The organism is Microbulbifer maximicatervae (SeqCode) (genome assembly GCF_052467815.1).
Window position 1 is genome coordinate 1,084,668 of sequence record NZ_CP174326.1, and the last position, 22,379, is coordinate 1,107,046.

Here is a 22,379-nt window from a genome sequence, read left to right on the forward strand (position 1 = left end):
CCTTCACTTTTAGCTCTCTCCTTCTCAAATCCCTGCCAGGAAAATTCCGGGCACAAAAAAGCCGGCCTGAAGACCGGCTTTTTGCAAAGGAGGGTTTACTTTAGTGCCCTGCACTGCCTCCATTAAAGTCCCCAAGATCTACAGCGATATCGCTGGGTGCATCGCTGGTACCCAGCTCCAGCTCAGCATCAAACTGAGGTGTGGTTTCCGACTCCTCAGCAGCCGAAGCTACAGCGGGACTCAGCTCTCCAGACTTGAGACGCATCTCAGGGGAGTTCACCGCATCGACACCACTACTGTAAGGCTTCACAGCGCTAAAGATCGCAGGGTCTACATGACTGAAGTCTTCTACCGCATTTTGAACTGCTGACTTGAGGCCTTGGGATGCCTGGGCACCAGCAACGGACTGCAGCTCATCACCAGTACTGGTAACCGTCGGGATCTGTCCAATAAAGTCGGGCTCATAGTAACTGACAGAATAGATATCCAGTGTATTGGTGACATCCATACGGAGAGGGTTAGTCGCCTCACCAATAATGGTCCACAGCTCAGTTTCCGTTCCCAGGGTCACAGCGGATGCTGTGATATGGGTATCTCCGTAAGTTTCAGCGGTCAAAGTGCCAAAGCTGGAGCTGGCCAGGGAGACAGTGCCCCGCCCTGCATCGATCTCGTCAATCACAAGATCTCCAGCAGCGAGCACACTGATATCGATATCCGCGCCCGAAGTGGCAACACCCAGGACACTAACATCCGTCTCAATATCTACATCGCCACCAACAACCAGTTCGGCACGATCAGCGGTCAAGCTACCGCCGATTGTGTCTGTTGAGCTGCTGGTGACATAAATATCGCCCTCACCATCGTAGCCCAACCGCATATCGCTGAACTGGAGTCCGGCCCCGTTTTTATTGAAGCTTTCGGATCTATTTCCGCCATCTTCAAAATCAAATGCACGATCGGTCAGGACGGTAATACTGTCAGAGGTGTTATCCAGATATTCGAAGCCTGTGAAGCTAAAGTTACCTACCTGGTTGCCACTGCTATAAATCTCCCAGGTAGCACCGGACAGGTTGTATTGGAAATCATCAGATCCGCCACCACCAGCAAGCTCTACATCCTGGCCAATATCAGTTTCTACCGTCAGCAGGTCATTGCCAGCACCAAGGGAAATACTGTCAATCACAGTGCCGGAGAAGGTGACGGTGTCACTGCCTGCACCAGTATCAATCCCGGTGAGTTCACCACCGTTTAAATTAAACTCGTCAGCACCGGAACCGGCAGTAATAGACTCGATACCGGTAATCGTGAGTGATTCCCCACCACTGGAAACTGTGTGTTCAGAGTCATTGATATCCCAGACGGCATCAATATCTGCACCATAAACAGTATCTGTACCGGAACCTGCAGCAACACTATCCAGGTCGGCAAACGTTACTCCGCCAATCGTCATGGTATCCAGATCGCTAAACTCATACTCACCATCGATATCCTGGCCAATATAACTTCCCGCCCCTTCTACGAGTTCGAGGTTATCAAAATAGACGGTCAAGCCATTTACTTCAGCCTCTACACTGCCTTCGACAAGTGAGTTGCCGGAGCTCGTGGAGGTCCAGGTAGCGCCATCCGCACTAACGGTGTCGCTACCACCTGCGCCATCTACCGTTTCCAGCCCACTGAAGTCGATGCCCGCAACACTGATATCGCCATCGGAGCTAAGGGTAAAGTCATCGTCACTGTCAGTGGCCACCAGGGTGTCATTACTACCCGACGTATTTACTTCTTCAAGGCCGGTAAAACTGATGCCCGCAGTTTCCAGTGCCTGATCCCCCTGCAACTGGAACTCAGCAGAATCGTAGGTGTTTGTCAGGACGGAAGTGACCGCACTGGAAATGTTATAGAAGGACAGTGAGCCAGCAGCTACCTGGTTATCAGTACCCGTTAATGACAGGCCATCACTGTAGGCGCTGGCATCCAGGCTATCATCACCGCCATTGCCATCCACCGCAGACATGCCGGATACGGTCATGCTGTAAACTTCTACATCCGCATCAGACTGGAGCACAAATGCATCATCATTGGTTGTAGCAACCAAATCTGCATTTACGGCGGTGAGATTATCGATGTTGGTAAAAGTGATGCTGCTGTTAACGGCTTCGTTATCAGTTCCCGTGAGGCTCCAATCTGCACCGTCTGCACCAGTAGCAGTATCATCACCCGTTCGAGCGTTAATGGTACTCAATCCGGTAAAGGCGATACCGTAGCTGGTCGCGGCATTATCACCATCTATAGTGAAGCTATCCGCGCCAGTAGTGCCTATCAGCGCTGAAGTCACAGCACTGACGATGCCATCAAAAGTCAGGCCAGCCACCGTTACCTGATTATCGGTGCCGGTAAGCCTCAAGCTATCGCTATAGGCGCTGGCGTCCAGGCTGTCATCACCACCCTGACCATCGACAGCAGACATACCGGAAACGGTCATGCTGTAGACTTCGATATCACCAGTCGACTGCAGCGTAAAGGCATCTGCACTGCTGCTTCCCAACAGATCGGCATCGGTTACAGCAAGGCTATCGACACCGGCGAAGCTAATGCCACTGCTGCTGGCTTCATTATCATCCCCTTCCAGAGTCCAATCAGCACCGCTAGCGCCAATAACACTATCGCTGCCAGAGCCCGCCTCAACGGTATCCACCTCGGTAAAGTTAATTCCGGCGACCTCTAAGGCATTATCACCGGTGATGGTGAAGCTATCCGCATCACTGGTACCGGTCAGCACTAAGGTCTCTGCATCTGAAATGCCGGAAAACACTAAGGTGCCGGCGCTGACTTTTTTATCCGTGTCGGTGAGGGTCAGGCCATCGGTAAAGTTCGTGGCATCCAGGATGTCATCACCATTGCCAACCACCTCGGACATGCCGGAGACCGTCATATCATTGACTTCGACATCGCCGCCAGAGGTTAGGAGAAACGTTTCTGTACTGTTGCTGTAACCCTCAAGGTTGGCATTGACGGTAACCAGGGTTTCCACGCCGGTAAAGGTGATACCGTGATTGGTCGCCTCATTAGTATCGCTTCCCAGGACCCAGTTTTGACCGCTGGCCCCGGTGACACTGTCTGTGCCATCCATGGCGTTAACGCTGTCAATATCGCTGAAGGCTATCTGATTGGCCTTCAGGGCTTCATTGCCTGTTACCTCGAAGGTATCGTTCCCCGCCGAACCTTCCAGGTCACCGCCACTGACACTCTCAATATCGCTGAAGGTGATTGAGCTTGTAGTCGCCTCATAGTCATCACCAGTCAGGGTTACGGTGCTGATCGCAGTAACACTGTCACTGCCTGTTCCCGCATCCCCCGCATCGACCGTGTCCACACTGCTAAAGTTGATGCTATTGGCAGTTAGGCTGTTATCACCGGTTACGACGAAGCTATCTGCTGAATCAGAGCCTTCGAGGCTATCCGCAGTGACGCTTTCAATATCACTAAACGTAATTAAGTTCGTTTCGGCTTCATAGGCTGTGCCGGTCAGGGTTACGGTGCTGATCGCGGTAACACTGTCACTGCCGGTTCCCTCATCCCCGGCATCGACCGTGTCCACACTGCTAAAGTTGATGCTATTGGCAGTTAGGCTGTTATCACCGGTCACGACGAAGCTATCTGCTGAATCAGAGCCTTCGAGGCTATCCGCAGTGACGCTTTCAATATCACTAAACGTAATTAAGTTCGTTTCGGCTTCATTGGCTGTGCCGGTCAGGGATACGGTGCTGATCGCGGTAACACTGTCACTGCCTGTTCCCTCATCCCCCGCATCGACCGTGTCCACACTGCTAAAGTTGATGCTATTGGCAGTTAGGCTGTTATTACCGGTCACGACGAAGCTATCTGCTGAATCAGAGCCTTCGAGGCTATCCGCAGTGACGCTTTCAATATCACTAAACGTAATTAAGTTCGTTTCGGCTTCATAGGCTGTGCCGGTCAGGGTTACGGTGCTGATCGCGGTAACACTGTCACTGCCGGTTCCCTCATCCCCGGCATCGACCGTGTCCACACTGCTAAAGTTGATGCTATTGGCAGTTAGGCTGTTATCACCGGTTACGACGAAGCTATCTGCTGAATCAGAGCCTTCGAGGCTATCCGCAGTGACGCTTTCAATATCACTAAACGTAATTAAGTTCGTTTCGGCTTCATTGGCTGTGCCGGTCAGGGATACGGTGCTGATCGCGGTAACACTGTCACTGCCTGTTCCCTCATCCCCCGCATCGACCGTGTCCACACTGCTAAAGTTGATGCTATTGGCAGTTAGGCTGTTATTACCGGTCACGACGAAGCTATCTGCTGAATCAGAGCCTTCGAGGCTATCCGCCGTGACGCTTTCAATATTACTAAACGTAATTAAGTTCGTTTCGGCTTCATTGGCTGTGCCGGTCAGGGTGACGGTGCTGATCGCGGTAACGCTGTCACTGCCTGTTCCCGCATCCCCGGCATCGACCGTGTCCACACTGCTAAAGTTGATGCTATTGGCAGTTAGGCTGTTATCACCAGTTACGACAAAGCTATCTGCTGAATCAGAGCCTTCAAGGCTATCCGCAGTGACGCTTTCAATATCGCTGAAGGTGATTGAGTTTGTAGTCGCCTCATAGTCATCACCAGTCAGGGTTACGGTGCTGATCGCAGTAACACTGTCACTGCCGGTTCCCGCATCCCCCGCATCGACCGTGTCCACACTGCTAAAGTTGATGCTATTGGCAGTTAGGCTGTTATCACCGGTTACGACGAAGCTATCTGCTGAATCAGAGCCTTCAAGGCTATCCGCAGTGACGCTTTCAATATCACTAAACGTAATTAAGTTCGTTTCGGCTTCATTGGCTGTGCCGGTCAGGGATACGGTGCTGATCGCGGTAACACTGTCACTGCCTGTTCCCTCATCCCCGGCATCGACCGTGTCCACACTGCTAAAGTTGATGCTATTGGCAGTTAGGCTGTTATTACCGGTCACGACGAAGCTATCTGCTGAATCAGAGCCTTCGAGGCTATCCGCCGTGACGCTTTCAATATCACTAAACGTAATTAAGTTCGTTTCGGCTTCATAGGCTGTGCCGGTCAGGGTTACGGTGCTGATCGCGGTAACGCTGTCACTGCCTGTTCCCTCATCCCCCGCATCGACCGTGTCCACACTGCTAAAGTTGATGCTATTGGCAGTTAGGCTGTTATCACCGGTTACGACAAAGCTATCTGCTGAATCAGAGCCTTCAAGGCTATCCGCAGTGACGCTTTCAATATCACTAAACGTAATTAAGTTCGTTTCGGCTTCATTGGCTGTGCCGGTCAGGGATACGGTGCTGATCGCGGTAACACTGTCACTGCCTGTTCCCTCATCCCCGGCATCGACCGTCGTCACGCTGGTAAAGCTGATATTTGCAGCATCCAAGGCGTTATCACCGGTGATGGTGAAGCTATCCGCATCACTGGTACCGGTCAGGGCTAAGGTCTCTGCATCCGAAATGCCGGAAAATACTAGGGTGCCGGCGCTGACTTCATTAGTGCTACCGGTGAGGGTCAGGCCATCGGTAAAGTTCGTGGCATCCAGGCTGTCACTACCGTCGCCAACCACCTCTGACATGTCGTAAACCGTCATATCATTGACTTCGACATCGCCGTCGGAGGTCAGAACAAACGCATCCGCATTGCTGCTACCCTCAAGGTTGGCACTCACGGCAACCAGGCTTTCCACACCGCTGAAAGTAATACTGCTATTGGTTGCTTTGTTATCTTCAGTAGTCAGGGCCCAGTTTGCACCACTGGCACCAGTCACACTATCGTCACCGTCTGCCGCATCAATAGTCGTGCCAAATCCTGTCACAGTAATCTCATTGGCTGTGACTTCTGTAGCGCTCACTACGACAAAAGTATCGTTATTGCTAGAGCCGGCCAGGGTGCCGGCAGCCGTAATACTTTCAATATCGCTAAAGGTAATGGAGCTTGAGGTTGCTTCATTATCATTGCCGGTCAGGCTTACGGTGCTGGTCGCAGTAACACTGTCACTGCCTGTTCCCTCATCCCCAGCCTTAACTGTCGTCACGCTGGTAAAGCTGATATTTGCAGCATCCAGGGCGTTATCACCGGTGATGGTGAAGCTATCCGCATCACTGGTACCGGTCAGCACTAAGGTCTCTGCATCTGAAATGCCGGAAAACACTAAGGTGCCGGCGCTGACTTTTTTATCCGTGTCGGTGAGGGTCAGGCCATCGGTAAAGTTCGTGGCATCCAGGCTGTCACTACCATTGCCAACCACCTCTGACATGTCGTAAACCGTCATCTCATTGACTTCGACATCGCCGTCGGAGGTCAGAACAAACGCTTCTGCACTAGAGGTACTCACAAGGTTGGCATTGACGGCAACCAGGGTTTCTACGCCGGTAAAGGTGATACCGTAGTTGGTCGCCTCATAATCATCGCTTCCCAGGGTCCAATTTTGACCGCTAGCCCCGGTGACACTGTCTGTGCCAGCCATGGCGTTAACGCTGTCAATATTGCTGAAGGCAATCTGATTGGCCTTCAGGGCTTCATTGCCTGTTACCTCGAAGGTATCGCTCAACCCCGAACCTTCCAGGTCACCGCCACTGACACTCTCAATATCGCTGAAGGTGATTGAGTTTGTAGTCGCCTCATAGTCATCACCAGTCAGGGTTACGGTGCTGATCGCAGTAACGCTGTCACTGCCTGTTCCCTCATCCCCGGCATCGACCGTGTCCACACTGCTAAAGTTGATGCTATTGGCAGTTAGGCTGTTATCACCGGTCACGACGAAGCTATCTGCTGAATCAGAGCCTTCGAGGCTATCCGCCGTGACGCTTTCAATATCACTAAACGTAATTGAGTTCGTTTCGGCTTCATTGGCTGTGCCGGTCAGGGTTACGGTGTTGATCGCGGTAACGCTGTCACTGCCTGTTCCCTCATCCCCGGCATCGACCGTGTCCACACTGCTAAAGTTGATGCTATTGGCAGTTAGGCTGTTATCACCGGTTACGACAAAGCTATCTGCTGAATCAGAGCCTTCAAGGCTATCCGCAGTGACGCTTTCAATATCACTAAACGTAATTAAGTTCGTTTCGGCTTCATTGGCTGTGCCGGTCAGGGATACGGTGCTGATCGCGGTAACACTGTCACTGCCTGTTCCCTCATCCCCGGCATCGACCGTGTCCACACTGCTAAAGTTGATGCTATTGGCAGTTAGGCTGTTATTACCGGTCACGACGAAGCTATCTGCTGAATCAGAGCCTTCGAGGCTATCCGCAGTGACGCTTTCAATATCACTAAACGTAATTAAGTTCGTTTCGGCTTCATAGGCTGTGCCGGTCAGGGTGACGGTGCTGATCGCGGTAACGCTGTCACTGCCTGTTCCCGCATCCCCCGCATCGACCGTGTCCACACTGCTAAAGTTGATGCTATTGGCAGTTAGGCTGTTATCACCGGTTACGACGAAGCTATCTGCTGAATCAGAGCCTTCAAGGCTATCCGCAGTGACGCTTTCAATATTACTAAACGTAATTAAGTTCGTTTCGGCTTCATTGGCTGTGCCGGTCAGGGTGACGGTGTTGATCGCGGTAACGCTGTCACTGCCTGTTCCCTCATCCCCGGCATCGACCGTGTCCACACTGCTAAAGTTGATGCTATTGGCAGTTAGGCTGTTATCACCAGTTACGACAAAGCTATCTGCTGAATCAGAGCCTTCAAGGCTATCCGCAGTGACGCTTTCAATATCACTAAACGTAATTAAGTTCGTTTCGGCTTCATTGGCTGTGCCGGTCAGGGATACGGTGCTGATCGCGGTAACACTGTCACTGCCTGTTCCCTCATCCCCGGCATCGACCGTGTCCACACTGCTAAAGTTGATGCTATTGGCAGTTAGGCTGTTATTACCGGTCACGACGAAGCTATCTGCTGAATCAGAGCCTTCGAGGCTATCCGCCGTGACGCTTTCAATATCACTAAACGTAATTAAGTTCGTTTCGGCTTCATAGGCTGTGCCGGTCAGGGTTACGGTGCTGATCGCGGTAACGCTGTCACTGCCTGTTCCCTCATCCCCCGCATCGACCGTGTCCACACTGCTAAAGTTGATGCTATTGGCAGTTAGGCTGTTATCACCGGTTACGACAAAGCTATCTGCTGAATCAGAGCCTTCAAGGCTATCCGCAGTGACGCTTTCAATATCACTAAACGTAATTAAGTTCGTTTCGGCTTCATTGGCTGTGCCGGTCAGGGATACGGTGCTGATCGCGGTAACACTGTCACTGCCTGTTCCCTCATCCCCGGCATCGACCGTCGTCACGCTGGTAAAGCTGATATTTGCAGCATCCAAGGCGTTATCACCGGTGATGGTGAAGCTATCCGCATCACTGGTACCGGTCAGGGCTAAGGTCTCTGCATCCGAAATGCCGGAAAATACCAGGGTGCCGGCGCTGACTTCATTAGTGCTACCGGTGAGGGTCAGGCCATCGGTAAAGTTCGTGGCATCCAGGCTGTCACTACCGTCGCCAACCACCTCTGACATGTCGTAAACCGTCATATCATTGACTTCGACATCGCCGTCGGAGGTCAGAACAAACGCATCCGCATTGCTGCTACCCTCAAGGTTGGCACTCACGGCAACCAGGCTTTCCACACCGCTGAAAGTAATACTGCTATTGGTTGCTTTGTTATCTTCAGTAGTCAGGGCCCAGTTTGCACCACTGGCACCAGTCACACTATCGTCACCGTCTGCCGCATCAATAGTCGTGCCAAATCCTGTCACAGTAATCTCATTGGCTGTGACTTCTGTAGCGCTCACTACGACAAAAGTATCGTTATTGCTAGAGCCGGCCAGGGTGCCGGCAGCCGTAATACTTTCAATATCGCTAAAGGTAATGGAGCTTGAGGTTGCTTCATTATCATTGCCGGTCAGGCTTACGGTGCTGGTCGCAGTAACACTGTCACTGCCTGTTCCCTCATCCCCAGCCTTAACTGTCGTCACGCTGGTAAAGCTGATATTTGCAGCATCCAGGGCGTTATCACCGGTGATGGTGAAGCTATCCGCATCACTGGTACCGGTCAGCACTAAGGTCTCTGCATCTGAAATGCCGGAAAACACTAAGGTGCCGGCGCTGACTTTTTTATCCGTGTCGGTGAGGGTCAGGCCATCGGTAAAGTTCGTGGCATCCAGGCTGTCACTACCATTGCCAACCACCTCTGACATGTCGTAAACCGTCATCTCATTGACTTCGACATCGCCATCGGAGGTCAGAACAAACGCATCCGCATTGCTGCTACCCTCAAGGTTGGCACTCACGGCAACCAGGCTTTCCACACCGCTGAAAGTAATACTGCTATTGGTTGCTTTGTTATCTTCAGTAGTCAGGGCCCAGTTTGCACCACTGGCACCAGTCACACTATCGTCACCGTCTGCGGCATCAATAGTAGTGCCAAATCCTGTCACAGTAATCTCATTGGCTGTGACTTCTGTAGCGCTCACTACGACAAAAGTATCGTTATTGCTAGAGCCGGCCAGGGTGCCGGCAGCCGTAATACTTTCAATATCGCTAAAGGTAATGGAGCTTGAGGTTGCTTCATTATCATTGCCGGTCAGGCTTACGGTGCTGGTCGCAGTAACGCTGTCACTGCCTGTTCCCTCATCCCCGGCATCGACCGTGTCCACACTGCTAAAGTTGATGCTATTGGCAGTTAGGCTGTTATCACCGGTCACGACGAAGCTATCTGCTGAATCAGAGCCTTCGAGGCTATCCGCCGTGACGCTTTCAATATCACTAAACGTAATTGAGTTCGTTTCGGCTTCATTGGCTGTGCCGGTCAGGGTTACGGTGTTGATCGCGGTAACGCTGTCACTGCCTGTTCCCTCATCCCCGGCATCGACCGTGTCCACACTGCTAAAGTTGATGCTATTGGCAGTTAGGCTGCTATCACCGGTTACGACAAAGCTATCTGCTGAATCAGAGCCTTCAAGGCTATCCGCAGTGACGCTTTCAATATCACTAAACGTAATTAAGTTCGTTTCGGCTTCATTGGCTGTGCCGGTCAGGGATACGGTGCTGATCGCGGTAACACTGTCACTGCCTGTTCCCTCATCCCCGGCATCGACCGTGTCCACACTGCTAAAGTTGATGCTATTGGCAGTTAGGCTGTTATTACCGGTCACGACGAAGCTATCTGCTGAATCAGAGCCTTCGAGGCTATCCGCAGTGACGCTTTCAATATCACTAAACGTAATTAAGTTCGTTTCGGCTTCATAGGCTGTGCCGGTCAGGGTGACGGTGCTGATCGCGGTAACGCTGTCACTGCCTGTTCCCGCATCCCCCGCATCGACCGTGTCCACACTGCTAAAGTTGATGCTATTGGCAGTTAGGCTGTTATCACCGGTTACGACAAAGCTATCTGCTGAATCAGAGCCTTCAAGGCTATCCGCAGTGACGCTTTCAATATCGCTGAAGGTGATTGAGTTTGTAGTCGCCTCATAGTCATCACCAGTCAGGGTTACGGTGCTGATCGCAGTAACACTGTCACTGCCGGTTCCCGCATCCCCCGCATCGACCGTGTCCACACTGCTAAAGTTGATGCTATTGGCAGTTAGGCTGTTATCACCGGTCACGACAAAGCTATCTGCTGAATCAGAGCCTTCAAGGCTATCCGCAGTGACGCTTTCAATATCACTAAACGTAATTAAGTTCGTTTCGGCTTCATTGGCTGTGCCGGTCAGGGTTACGGTGTTGATCGCGGTAACGCTGTCACTGCCGGTTCCCTCATCCCCGGCATCGACCGTGTCCACACTGCTAAAGTTGATGCTATTGGCAGTTAGGCTGTTATCACCGGTTACGACGAAGCTATCTGCTGAATCAGAGCCTTCAAGGCTATCCGCAGTGACGCTTTCAATATCACTAAACGTAATTAAGTTCGTTTCGGCTTCATTGGCTGTGCCGGTCAGGGATACGGTGCTGATCGCGGTAACACTGTCACTGCCGGTTCCCTCATCCCCGGCATCGACCGTGTCCACACTGCTAAAGTTGATGCTATTGGCAGTTAGGCTGTTATTACCGGTCACGACGAAGCTATCTGCTGAATCAGAGCCTTCGAGGCTATCCGCCGTGACGCTTTCAATATCACTAAACGTAATTAAGTTCGTTTCGGCTTCATAGGCTGTGCCGGTCAGGGTTACGGTGCTGATCGCGGTAACGCTGTCACTGCCGGTTCCCTCATCCCCCGCATCAACCGTGTCCACACTGCTAAAGTTGATGCTATTGGCAGTTAGGCTGTTATCACCGGTTACGACGAAGCTATCTGCTGAATCAGAGCCTTCAAGGCTATCCGCCGTGACGCTTTCAATATCACTAAACGTAATTAAGTTCGTTTCGGCTTCATTGGCTGTGCCGGTCAGGGATACGGTGCTGATCGCGGTAACGCTGTCACTGCCTGTTCCCTCATCCCCGGCATCGACCGTGTCCACACTGCTAAAGTTGATGCTATTGGCAGTTAGGCTGTTATCACCGGTTACGACGAAGCTATCTGCTGAATCAGAGCCTTCAAGGCTATCCGCAGTGACGCTTTCAATATCACTAAACGTAATTAAGTTCGTTTCGGCTTCATTGGCTGTGCCGGTCAGGGATACGGTGTTGATCGCGGTAACGCTGTCACTGCCTGTTCCCTCATCCCCCGCATCGACCGTGTCCACACTGCTAAAGTTGATGCTATTGGCAGTTAGGCTGTTATTACCGGTCACGACGAAGCTATCTGCCGAATCAGAGCCTTCGAGGCTATCCGCCGTGACGCTTTCAATATAACTAAACGTAATTGAGTTCGTTTCGGCTTCATTGGCTGTGCCGGTCAGGGTTACGGTGCTGATCGCGGTAACGCTGTCACTGCCTGTTCCCTCATCCCCGGCATTAACCGTGTCCACACTGCTAAAGTTGATGCTATTGGCAGTTAGGCTGTTATCACCGGTCACGACAAAGCTATCTGCTGAATCAGAGCCTTCGAGGCTATCCGCCGTGACGCTTTCAATATCACTAAACGTAATTGAGTTCGTTTCGGCTTCATTGGCTGTGCCGGTCAGGGTTACGGTGCTGATCGCGGTAACGCTGTCACTGCCTGTTCCCTCATCCCCGGCATTAACCGTGTCCACACTGCTAAAGTTGATACTATTAGCAGTTAGGCTGTTATCACCGGTCACGACAAAGCTATCTGCTGAATCAGAGCCTTCGAGGCTATCCGCAGTGACGCTTTCAATATCACTAAACGTAATTGAGCTCGTTTCGGCTTCATTGGCTGTGCCGGTCAGGGATACGGTGCTGATCGCGGTAACACTGTCACTGCCTGTTCCCTCATCCCCGGCATCGACCTTGGTCACATCACTAAACCTGATGCCTTTGGCCGTTAGACTGTTATCACCGGTCACCTCGAAGCTATCTTCTGAATCAGAGCCTTCGAGGCTATCAACACTCATAGTGTCAATATTACTAAACGTAATTAAGTTTGTTTCGGCTTCATAGTCATTGCCAGTCAGGGTCGCAGTGCTGATTGCTGTGATATTGTTATCACCACCACCCAAATCAACTTCTTCAATGCCAGAGAAGGAAATGGTATCGAGGGAAAATTTGTTGTCACCAGTAATGGTTATATCATCGTTATCATCTGACAATATAAATTTATCTGAATCACTGCTGCCTGTAATAGTACCGGCATTACTTACAGTAAGGTCGCCCAGAGTATTTATTGTTGCATCAGATCCGGTATCACTATACGAGTCATAACCTACGGTTAAATCAAAATTGTAAACATCGATAGTGCCTGAGTTAGTAAAAGCTCCGCCGGCCTGAATAATCAGGTCACTACTACCAGTGGCCTTAATAGTGGCTTTTGAATCGACTGTCACATCACTGTAAGAAGTTAGCGTGAGTGTTGTATCCTCGCTCCAGCTAATACTTTCATTAACTAGGATCCCGTAGCCCCCATCATTTCTTGACTCTCCTGTATCAGTGACATTAATTACATAATTATTATTCTCTAGTCCTTCTTCAATTGATCCTGCGGTAATACAGTTCGACGCATCGCCACAGTCACCGTCACCCACGATATCCATCCAACCCGGGTCCAACAACCAGGTGCCTGTCTCCCCATCCCCATAAGCAAGGGTGGAAACAAACATGTTGTCTTCATCCAGATTCAGGTAAATCTTGCCGGAAGTTTCTACCAGGCCGCCATCACCGCCGTCTTCCCCTGACTCGGCGAGAATCGTACCGCCAAAATCAGTAGTGTCATCGGCCCAGACAATAACGGTGCCACCATCGCCATCGCCAACACCGCTGGCATCGATATTGGCTTCTGCCGTGACCATGGTGGTTTCGGCATTGCGAACATCTTCATTATTCCCCTGGTAGTCGCCGCCAATAAGGACTTCACCACCGGAGGAAGTGCCACGGGCATCAATATTCCCGCTGACAACAACTTCATCACCCAAAATAGCAACGTAACCGCCACTGCCAGAGTCAGCGGCTACCGAAATATCTCCGCTGTGCTCAGCAAAATCGCCCTCCAGGACAACCTCACCACCGGCGCTGCCGGATGCATCCAGAGTTCCACTATTGACGACCCCGGAACCCGATCCAAACAGGCGGATCTTGCCTCCGCTGGTATCAATACCACGAGCGGTTATTGTGCCTTCATTGTTTACTGCGGCAGTAAACAGGTCGCCGGAAACACTGGCTTCCATCACAACTTGGGCGCCGTCAATGGAGCCTTCGTTTAATACGGCACTATCGAGGCCGAGGTCATTTTCCATAACCTCTTTAGTTACTTTGAGGCCGATCAAGCCATCCGCATCAAAAGTTAATAAAGCTTCATCAGCTGCTGCCAGGGTAACAAGTTCTGCACTGATTAAACCGCTAGAGGCATTTGTTACCTGCTTACCAACCAGGACTGCGCTGGACGCATTAATTACACCCCGGTTAATAACAACCCCTGAGGAACCCGACTCGCCTTTAAAGGCAAAATCGCCGTTCATAAAGTCTTCAGGGCTCATATCGAGCCCGGACGCGGTTATCGCACCGACATTAACTGTGGCTGTTTCGGTAAAGAGAACTCCTCGCGGGTTCACCAGGATAACGTGGCCGTTGGCTTCTATCGCACCTTGGATCGTGGTGACATCCTGATCCAGGATTCGGTTCAGTACGATAGAGGAGGAGTCCGGCTGCAGGAATTGAACCAGTTCCTCTTCACTTAAATTAAAAGAATCCCAGTCGATTGATAACAGGTCTGTTACCTGGTCGACCGTTGTTGTGGCCCCATCGACATCGATGGTGCCGCTACCGCCGGTTACCACACCGCCTTCAGGTCCAGCATGAACCATCGGACTGATCAGCCCTGCAAACAGGCCTGCATAGGCAAAACTTGATACCTTAATGGCACTTGCTAATTTTCTTAACTCAAGCTTTTTGTCTTTGGCTTTCATACCAGCACCTTGCGAAGAGGAACCTTGCTACTTTTAAGTTTCGAGGAAACAGTATTTGTTCAGTTATAAAAAACGGAGAAATCAGCGTAGACGGTGGGTTCGTCTTCACCAATTGCAATATTCGTTATCGAGGAACTCGACATAATTGGCCAAGCGACAGAGACCTTACTTGAGAAGCTGTCACTCCAATTCATCTTAAACAGCATTCCGCCTCCGGAGAATCGAGCCCAGTCATCCTCCACAGTTTCCTCGTAGTTATTCACATAGCCATAGCCCACATCGGCAATCAGAGCTACTTGGAAAATGTCATTTAAACGCTGATTAAACAGGATCGGGTTCATGAATTCAGGGAAGTTGAGGTACCACTCTGCGGTAACCACTGCCCCAATATCTGCAGAGAAATCTCTTGCTGAGAACGCGCGCACGCCATTGGCGCCACCGAGGGATAATTGCTCAAACCCTGGCAGATTACTCTCACTGTATTGAGCTCTTCCTTTCACGATTAACCTTGAACGATCATCAGTAAAAGGCATGGGTAAAAAGAGCAGTGAGCTGGTGTTAATTGCCAGTTTATTAAAGTCGTCCCCTCTTCCCTCTTCAACCGTATTTTGATGCTCACCATATTGTGCTGTAGCACTCAAAACATTGAGCATTGGAATGAAGCCACTGGAAAGGCTATCCATATAAAAACCGACTTCACTGCCATAGACGTGGTCATTAGTGAATTCAATAATGCCATCAAGGTCTGATTTCTTTTCTGTCAGACCGAAAGAGCCAGTGAGATTGAAGTCCCTGGAGCGTCGGAATTTATGGTCTAAAGACAATGCATAACTTTTATTAACACCGGAAATTTCCAGTAAGTTAATTACGTTATCTTCATCGGTCTCATCGTAAAGACTAAATTCATTATGATCGGCAGATATTTCCAGGCGGGTGCGAGGGCCAAATAACGGGAAGCTATATCTGAACTGGCCGAGGTCAGAACCAAAATCGTCATCTGACTCAGGGTTTGATTTCAAATATCCCAGGGTCAATGCATCACCAAACCCAAGGGGGTTCAACCAGTCGACAGTTGCGTAAAGTCGCTCACTACCGGTATACAGTGAACCGTGGTTATCAGCCCTGAAAGTTGCACGCCAGGAGTCTGATTCGCGCACTTTTAAATTGAGCTTGGTTTCACCAGGGTTATCCCCCGCACTGAAATACCCAGTAACATTTAATCCGGGCAAGTCGTTAAGTAAATATAACCCTTCCTCGATATTCTCATGATTTACCAGGTGGCCGCGCTGCTCTTCGAAGGGCTCCGCCAGTTTTTCGTCTGAGTAATTTTCGTTATCTTCTGCAACAACCTGTCCGAGGAGTCCCTCTTGTACGGTAAGAGTGACCACCCCATTTTCTACATCTTGAGCGGGAATTTGCACTTGGGCCAAAAACAGCCCCTGGCGACGATAGAAACTTGTCAGTTCTGCGGCGATCTCTTCGAGATCTCCATAACTTAAGCCTCTTTCTCTATTTTGTTTTTCAATTACACCGACCAGTTTCTTGAGCTCCGCTGGCCCCAAGCCACCTGGATTAAACTGGGCGTTCATGTTGCCGAGCAATATTGCCAGCTCTTCAAGGTTATCTACGGTGTAACCGCTAGCGAGAATTTGATCCTCTTTCATGAATTTTGCCCGAAGATCCTCTGCCATTTCCTCTACAACTTCTCGGGAAATACCAAACTCTGGAAACTCTTCTAAGCGGTGAAACTTGAATTCTTTTACAGTGATCCGCGGTCCCTGGTTCCTCTCGGAGACCTCAGGGATTTCAGTGTTTAAGTTGGGATCTTCTGCTTCATAAGTACGCTGCAGGAAATCTTTAGTTACATCCACCTCAGTAATTGTGGAGGTATCCTGATTAAAGGCTTCCCGGACCCGGCTGCGAAAACTGGATCCATCATCCTGGGCAAAAACCGGTACTTGCGATACAAGAAAGCCAGCACCAATAAATAATGCCAACTTACTTTTTTCTAGCCCAAGCATATTTCCCCCAGTCTTAATCTCTAAATTTTTAATCTAACCAACTTGACTATCGTATCGACATTCGCTGGTAATTGTTTAACCTAGTTAACATCTCTAACGATACGGAAACCGGTGAATTCGTCGGGCTGGCCATTATGGAGTTTCTTGGTTGTTGCCAGGCAGCGGCTCATCGGGTCAATACGACTTCCCCCGAGAGCAAGTAATTCACCTTCTGTACCCAGCCCCCACTCCTGGACATTACCTACCGCATTCAGCAGCCCAAATCCGTTGGAGGACCCGGCCCGGGTGGGAACCATTTCAGCGCCTTTTTCGATGCCGCCATACTTCAAGTGGCAGTTTCGATCCGCCACCTCGTCCTCTCCCCTGGCACTGGCGGCTGCAAACCACTCCTGTTCCGAGGGCAAGCGGTAACGATAGCCTGTCTCATCACTGAGCCAGCTTAAATAAGCCTCCGCTGTTGCCAGGGATAGGTTATTGGCCGGCAGCCCTGATGCAGCCGGGGTCTGCTCCCCGCATTGACCAGCTATACGGCAGAATTGAGCCAACTCGGTGCTGCTGACCTCGTACTTACCCACTGCCAGCGACCTGCCACTCAACCCTTTGATCACGACCATTGTCGGCCCTCTGCTACCATCCGCTAAGCGATCGCGGCAGGTATAGCGGTCGCCTCTGCGACCACTTCCGGGGACTAAATGGCCGCAGAAGTCCAACTTGAAATCTTTCAATGGTTGGTATGCAGGCAGGAGAGCCCTGAACTGATCAACCAGGACCTCTGTTTGAATTGGGTCTTTCATACCCAGGTTGGTTGCGCAATTCACAAGCTCTTCACCCACTACAGGGCGTATCTGCAAGGCTTTTGCACTATCCAGTTTTGCCAGGCGGGCCAACTGGGAGCCTACTGAGGAGGCGCTCATTGTAAAACCACAGGTAAGCGCCACTTCCATATCATCAAGAACAGCGTCGATCTGCTTTTGCTTGAGGGCAGCCAGACGGCGGCGTTCCGCGCGCTCTTCAGCCAAACGGATGCGCTCGGCCTCACGCTCTTCTGCAATCCGCTCCGCCTCTAGGCGCGCACGCAAGCTCTCTCTATCATTCGCCAGCTGAGTCTTGATAGCTTCAGCTTCTTTTGACTCGCCATACCAGTTGGCTACACCCGCTAGCATGACATCGGCCTGATCGAGGTTACCCAGATTTAACTGACCCGTTGCAGCGGCGAGGAAAAGTTCTGAGACCTGGCGACGGGAAGAATCCAAAAATTCTTTATCCACAGGGTTCAGCTCGGAGTATTCCTCTAACTCCAGCTGAAGATCCCGCTCCCAGGCTGGGGTCAAAATACTCAAGCCAATCAGCCGGGTGATAGCCTCTTTCTTGTCGCTAATGCGCCGGGCCAATAACTCCTGCTCATGCTTAAGCTCAAGCTCAACCCTGACTCGCTCTTGCTCTGCAGCATTTTGCTGCTGCAGGTGGCCGTAACCTACAACTGCGCCCCCCAGAACCATCACAAACGCACTGCCGAGCACCCACTTCCAGGCATGGCTAACAAAAAATGCCTGAACGAATTTATCAACCGTACTTGTACGATTTTCCCGCTTCAGCTCAAGTGCTGACTCAAGCGCCCGCCACTGCCGGCGGTTGAGCCCTTTGATCCGCTTGGGCCGTAAGCCTTGCTCCAAGGCTTTGTCTGCTGGCGTTTTGTTGTAAGGGTGGCGACCGCAGAACAGCTCGTAGGCAACACACCCCAGTGCATATACATCATCACTCGGTGCCGGCTCTGCCCCCTTGAGCATCTCAAGGCTCGCATAGGCCGGGGTGAGAGCTCCGAGAGTACCTGCATCAAATACTGTGGTTTCACCAGCCTTATTAGCGATGCCACCCTCAGAAACTGCTCGGGCAATACCGAAATCAAATACCTTTGCACCCTTTTTATTGGTGACAAAGATATTGCCCGGTTTAAAGTCTGAGTGAACAATCTTGTGGGAGTGGGCGTATATCAGGGCCTGGGAGATATCCCAAAATACCGAGCGGGCACGCTCTGGCTCCAGCCCCACATCCGCATGATCGCGTAACAACTTGTCCAACGGAGCACCCTCAAGGAACTCCATTGTCATAAATACGCGATCCCCATCACGGTCAAAGTCGTAAACCGTTACGATATTAGGGTGCGCGAGGGTCTGAGACTTCCGTGCTTCCCTCTGGAGGGAGATAAATGCATCAGGGTGCTTTTGGAAGTCATCATTAAGCAGCTTGATAGCGACATAGGGCTCGCTGTCATTGGCTTCCAACTTCCGGCGGTCCAGAGCTTTGTAAACCGCTCCCATTCCCCCTACACCCAGAAGCTTATCCAGCTCAAACCGGCCTTTGATCACCGTTTTGGTCACGGCATTTGAGCCGGCCGCCTCCAGAGGCTCAGACAATATAGCTGAATCGGCAGAGACCCCACCCAAAACCTCATCAACCCCAGCTGCATCCCCTGTTCGTCTTGGGGTGGACACAAAAACTGTCGCATCAGAGCTAAAACCGGCGGCAGCCGAGGGGATTACAGGTTGCGCACCTTTAACAGGTTGAGCACCTTTAATGGGGGGGTGATCATTGGCTCCGGTCTTATCCTGCTGGACAATGACGGTGATATCACCATCTTCTGTCAGCCCACTGGTAGATTCGCTCGAGCCCGGCGGAGTGCCACTCGGCCGAACAATACGTGTCTTATCGTTCAATTCCGCCTCCATGGAAAACCATTACGACACATCCAAATTCGCAAAAGCTTTGTTATTGGTCGATTGGGTAAGGCAATAAAGTAGGGTGCGAAGTATATCGAACAGCCTATGGGGCAACAATGAATCAATATTCAAATAAATTTGCCTTAACGCGCCATCAAACTATTATTCGAATCCAGCCCCCGAAATCATTGAGCATTACCTCTTTAAAGGGATGGATTACATATTATTACATAGCGAGTTTATCAAAATAGTACGGTTAAATGCTTTCAAATAGATGTTCGCCTGTCAATCAATATCCATGACCAAAATCATCAACTTAGCCTCAACAATGAGTTGTTAATTTTTATAAGTAAAAAAATAGTGTCAGAGTCAATTAGAGCAAACAGGCAGAATCCGTAACAGCTGAAAACCGCTTCGCGAAATTAGTGCCAGAGTCGATTAAATAACTAGAAAATTAGTTTTTTTTTCGCGTTCTCTTTGTTTAAATCACCTCAGTTGCTACCGCGACAACAACCTAAACAACTGCAAGTCGCGATGGTACGGAATTAACCACCAACATCACACGCCAACCAATGAGGGACACCCCATGGCTATTTACATGAACTACAACGACAAAGCTGTAAAAGGTAATGTTACTGCTTCTGGCTACGAAGACTGGATTGAAATTGACAATCTGCACTTCGGCGTTGGCCGTGGCATCACCATGGAAGCCGGCGCTATGGCAAACCGTGAAGCTTCTCGCCCAAGCCTGAGTGAATTAACTTTCAGCAAGCGCTTGGACGCAGCTTCCGGCGGCCTGCTCAAAGCTTCTGTAACTGGTGACGAAGGCGTTAAAGTAGAGATCCACGTAGTTCAAACCGGTGCGAACTCTGTTGAGAAGTATGCTGTTTACAAACTGGAGAACGTCCTGATTTCTTCTTACAGCACTTCAGCTTCTGCTGGCGGTCCTCCCTCTGAGTCTGTTGCTCTGAGCTACGCCAAAATCGAAACTGAGCTCAACCACGCTGACAAGAGCAACAAGAACCCAACCAGCATGCGTGTTGGATACTGCCTGGAAACTGCCAAGGCCCTGTAAGCCAGATCAAAGTGCGATCTGCTTACAAAATGGTCTGCGGAAACCCCGCAGACCATTGTCTGGCAGTTCTTTAGCTGAGCGCTTACCGAGCTTTCAGCTAAAGAACTGAATACACAAAACTATTACTACTCTCAAGGCACCGTAGGGATAGTAGGGGCTGCCCATGACTACATTAAATCAAGATAGAAGACTAATTAAGGTCGACAGCCCGCTCGGTACCGATGCGGTAATCGCTACCAACTTACAAGGTGAAGAGCATATATCCAAACTCTTCCGCTACGAAGTTCAGCTTCTCTCTGATGATCATGCCATAGACCAGAAAGATATCGTTGGTAAGGCCATCACCATCTCTGTACATCACTCAGAAACCCCTCGTTATATCAATGGTTACGTAACTCAGCTATCTCTTCGCGATGTTACCGCAGAAGGAATACGTAGCTATAGCGCCACAGTTCAACCGGGCCTGTGGTTTACCAGCCTCGGGGGCTCCAACAGAATCTTCGAAAAGAAATCAGCAAAACAAATTCTTGAAGAAGTTTTGGGTGAATACAGTAAGGTTATCAAAGTAAGCACCAAGTTAAATGCTGAATATATAACCCGCGAATACTGTGTGCAGTTCGATGAAAGCGATTTTGAATTTATCAATCGCCTTATGGCTGAAGAGGGAATCTCTTACTACTTCAAACACTCAAACGGGCAACACGAGCTTGTTCTCTGTGATGATAGCCAGGACTTCTATGACTGCGACAGCGAGCAAATAGAATACGATGGTGGAGGTAGCCACCCAACAAAAAATACTATCAGTAGCTGGCAGCGAAACTTTAATTATCACGGTGGCGGTTTTGAGTTAAAAGATTACTGTGAATTTACCGCTACAAAAGACAATAAGCAGCAGGTTAAAACCACCAGCCAGCTAAATGATGTCAGCAATTATTTGCGCGGAATGTATGGGTTAAACCACTTCCAGGCAGATGGCGAAAATAAACATAAATTTACCGATAGCTACCACAAGGCGCTCGCGGAGCGCTCCATGGAAGCGCAGGAAGCTTTATTTGACGTAAGCCATGGCCGCAGCGATTGCCCTTCATTTACAGCTGGCGGCCGCTTTAATTTTGATCACACTGTATCTTCAGAGAAAGGTAAGTATCTAATTACCTCTGTACATATCTCTGCAAGCGATAGTAATAGCGACGCGACTCATTTCCACAATACATTTAGCTGTATTCCTGCAACAGTAACACCAAGGCCTGAGCCCTCTATCTTTGCGAAGAAAGTTCACTCTCCACAGGTCGCACGGGTTCTTGAAGTTAAGGCTACAACCTCAGATAACTCTCAGGACCCCTATACCCAAATCAAAGTGAAATTCCCATGGAACTCACAGCAAAACAGCTGCTGGGTACGGGTAATGCAATCTTTTGCTGGAAAAAACTGGGGGGCAAACTTTGTTCCCAGGGTAAATCAGGAAGTTATTGTAACTTACATAAATGGTGACCCAGATAGGCCGCTGATTACTGGGGCTGTATACAATGGTGACAACCCAGGACCCAATTACACAGCAACTCAAAGCGGCTGGAAAACCGAGTACGAAAGTAGCGCCTTTAATGAACTTCGCTTTGATGATAAAGGCGGGAGTGAAGAAATTTATATGGAGGCAGGTAAAGACCATAACTTTGTCGTCCATAATGACCAAACAGGCAAGATAGAAAACAAGCAGACCCTAGAGGTTAAGCAGGATCGCTCTATTACGGTTACCGATGGCAGTGAAGTTGTTACCATCGCAAAGGGTGATCAAAAACTTAATGTCAGCAAGGGTAATCAGGTTGTAACTATCGGGTCGGGAAATCATACGCTCAAAGTCAGTAAGGGCTCGCAAACTACCGATGCTATGGGAGCAATTAAGATTACTTCCAAAGCATCTATAGAATTGAAAGTTGGCAGCAGCAGTATCAAACTAACTCCAGCTGGCATCACCATCAAAGGAACAATGCTCTCCTGTAAGGGCGACGCTACTGCGGAAGTTAAAGGTGGTGGCATGCTGACGCTGAAAGGCGGCGTCACCATGATTAATTGATGGGGAG

General features: G+C 50.2%; 5 protein-coding genes. 2 read left to right on the forward strand and 3 right to left on the reverse strand.

Annotation, left to right across the window (positions count from 1 at the left end):
- Positions 1–100: 100 nt before the first annotated feature.
- The 3 genes from ACJJIW_RS04705 to ACJJIW_RS04715 all read right to left on the reverse strand — a co-directional run bounded on the left by ACJJIW_RS04705 (position 101) and on the right by ACJJIW_RS04715 (position 19,223).
- The gene (locus tag ACJJIW_RS04705; RefSeq protein WP_444936798.1) at positions 101–14,488 is read right to left on the reverse strand and encodes a filamentous hemagglutinin N-terminal domain-containing protein; all 14,388 of its coding nucleotides are present in this window, start codon (positions 14,486–14,488) and stop codon (positions 101–103) included.
- A gap of 59 nt (positions 14,489–14,547) precedes the next feature.
- The gene (locus ACJJIW_RS04710) at positions 14,548–16,509 is read right to left on the reverse strand and encodes a ShlB/FhaC/HecB family hemolysin secretion/activation protein (protein ID WP_282930247.1); all 1,962 of its coding nucleotides are present in this window, start codon (positions 16,507–16,509) and stop codon (positions 14,548–14,550) included.
- An 80-nt stretch (positions 16,510–16,589) separates the two neighbouring features.
- On the reverse strand, positions 16,590–19,223 hold the full coding sequence (locus ACJJIW_RS04715; protein WP_444936799.1) for a bifunctional serine/threonine-protein kinase/formylglycine-generating enzyme family protein: 2,634 nt from the start codon (positions 19,221–19,223) through the stop codon (positions 16,590–16,592).
- 589 nt (positions 19,224–19,812) lie between these two features.
- Here ACJJIW_RS04715 and ACJJIW_RS04720 point away from each other — a divergent pair.
- Both ACJJIW_RS04720 and ACJJIW_RS04725 read left to right on the forward strand, forming a co-directional pair.
- Complete coding sequence (locus ACJJIW_RS04720) at positions 19,813–20,301, forward strand: Hcp family type VI secretion system effector (protein ID WP_282930250.1); 489 nt, start codon at positions 19,813–19,815, stop codon at positions 20,299–20,301.
- A gap of 163 nt (positions 20,302–20,464) precedes the next feature.
- Positions 20,465–22,372 carry a type VI secretion system Vgr family protein gene (locus tag ACJJIW_RS04725; protein WP_282930251.1) on the forward strand — a complete coding sequence of 636 codons (1,908 nt, stop codon included), beginning with the start codon at positions 20,465–20,467 and terminating at the stop codon, positions 22,370–22,372.
- Positions 22,373–22,379 lie beyond the last annotated feature (7 nt).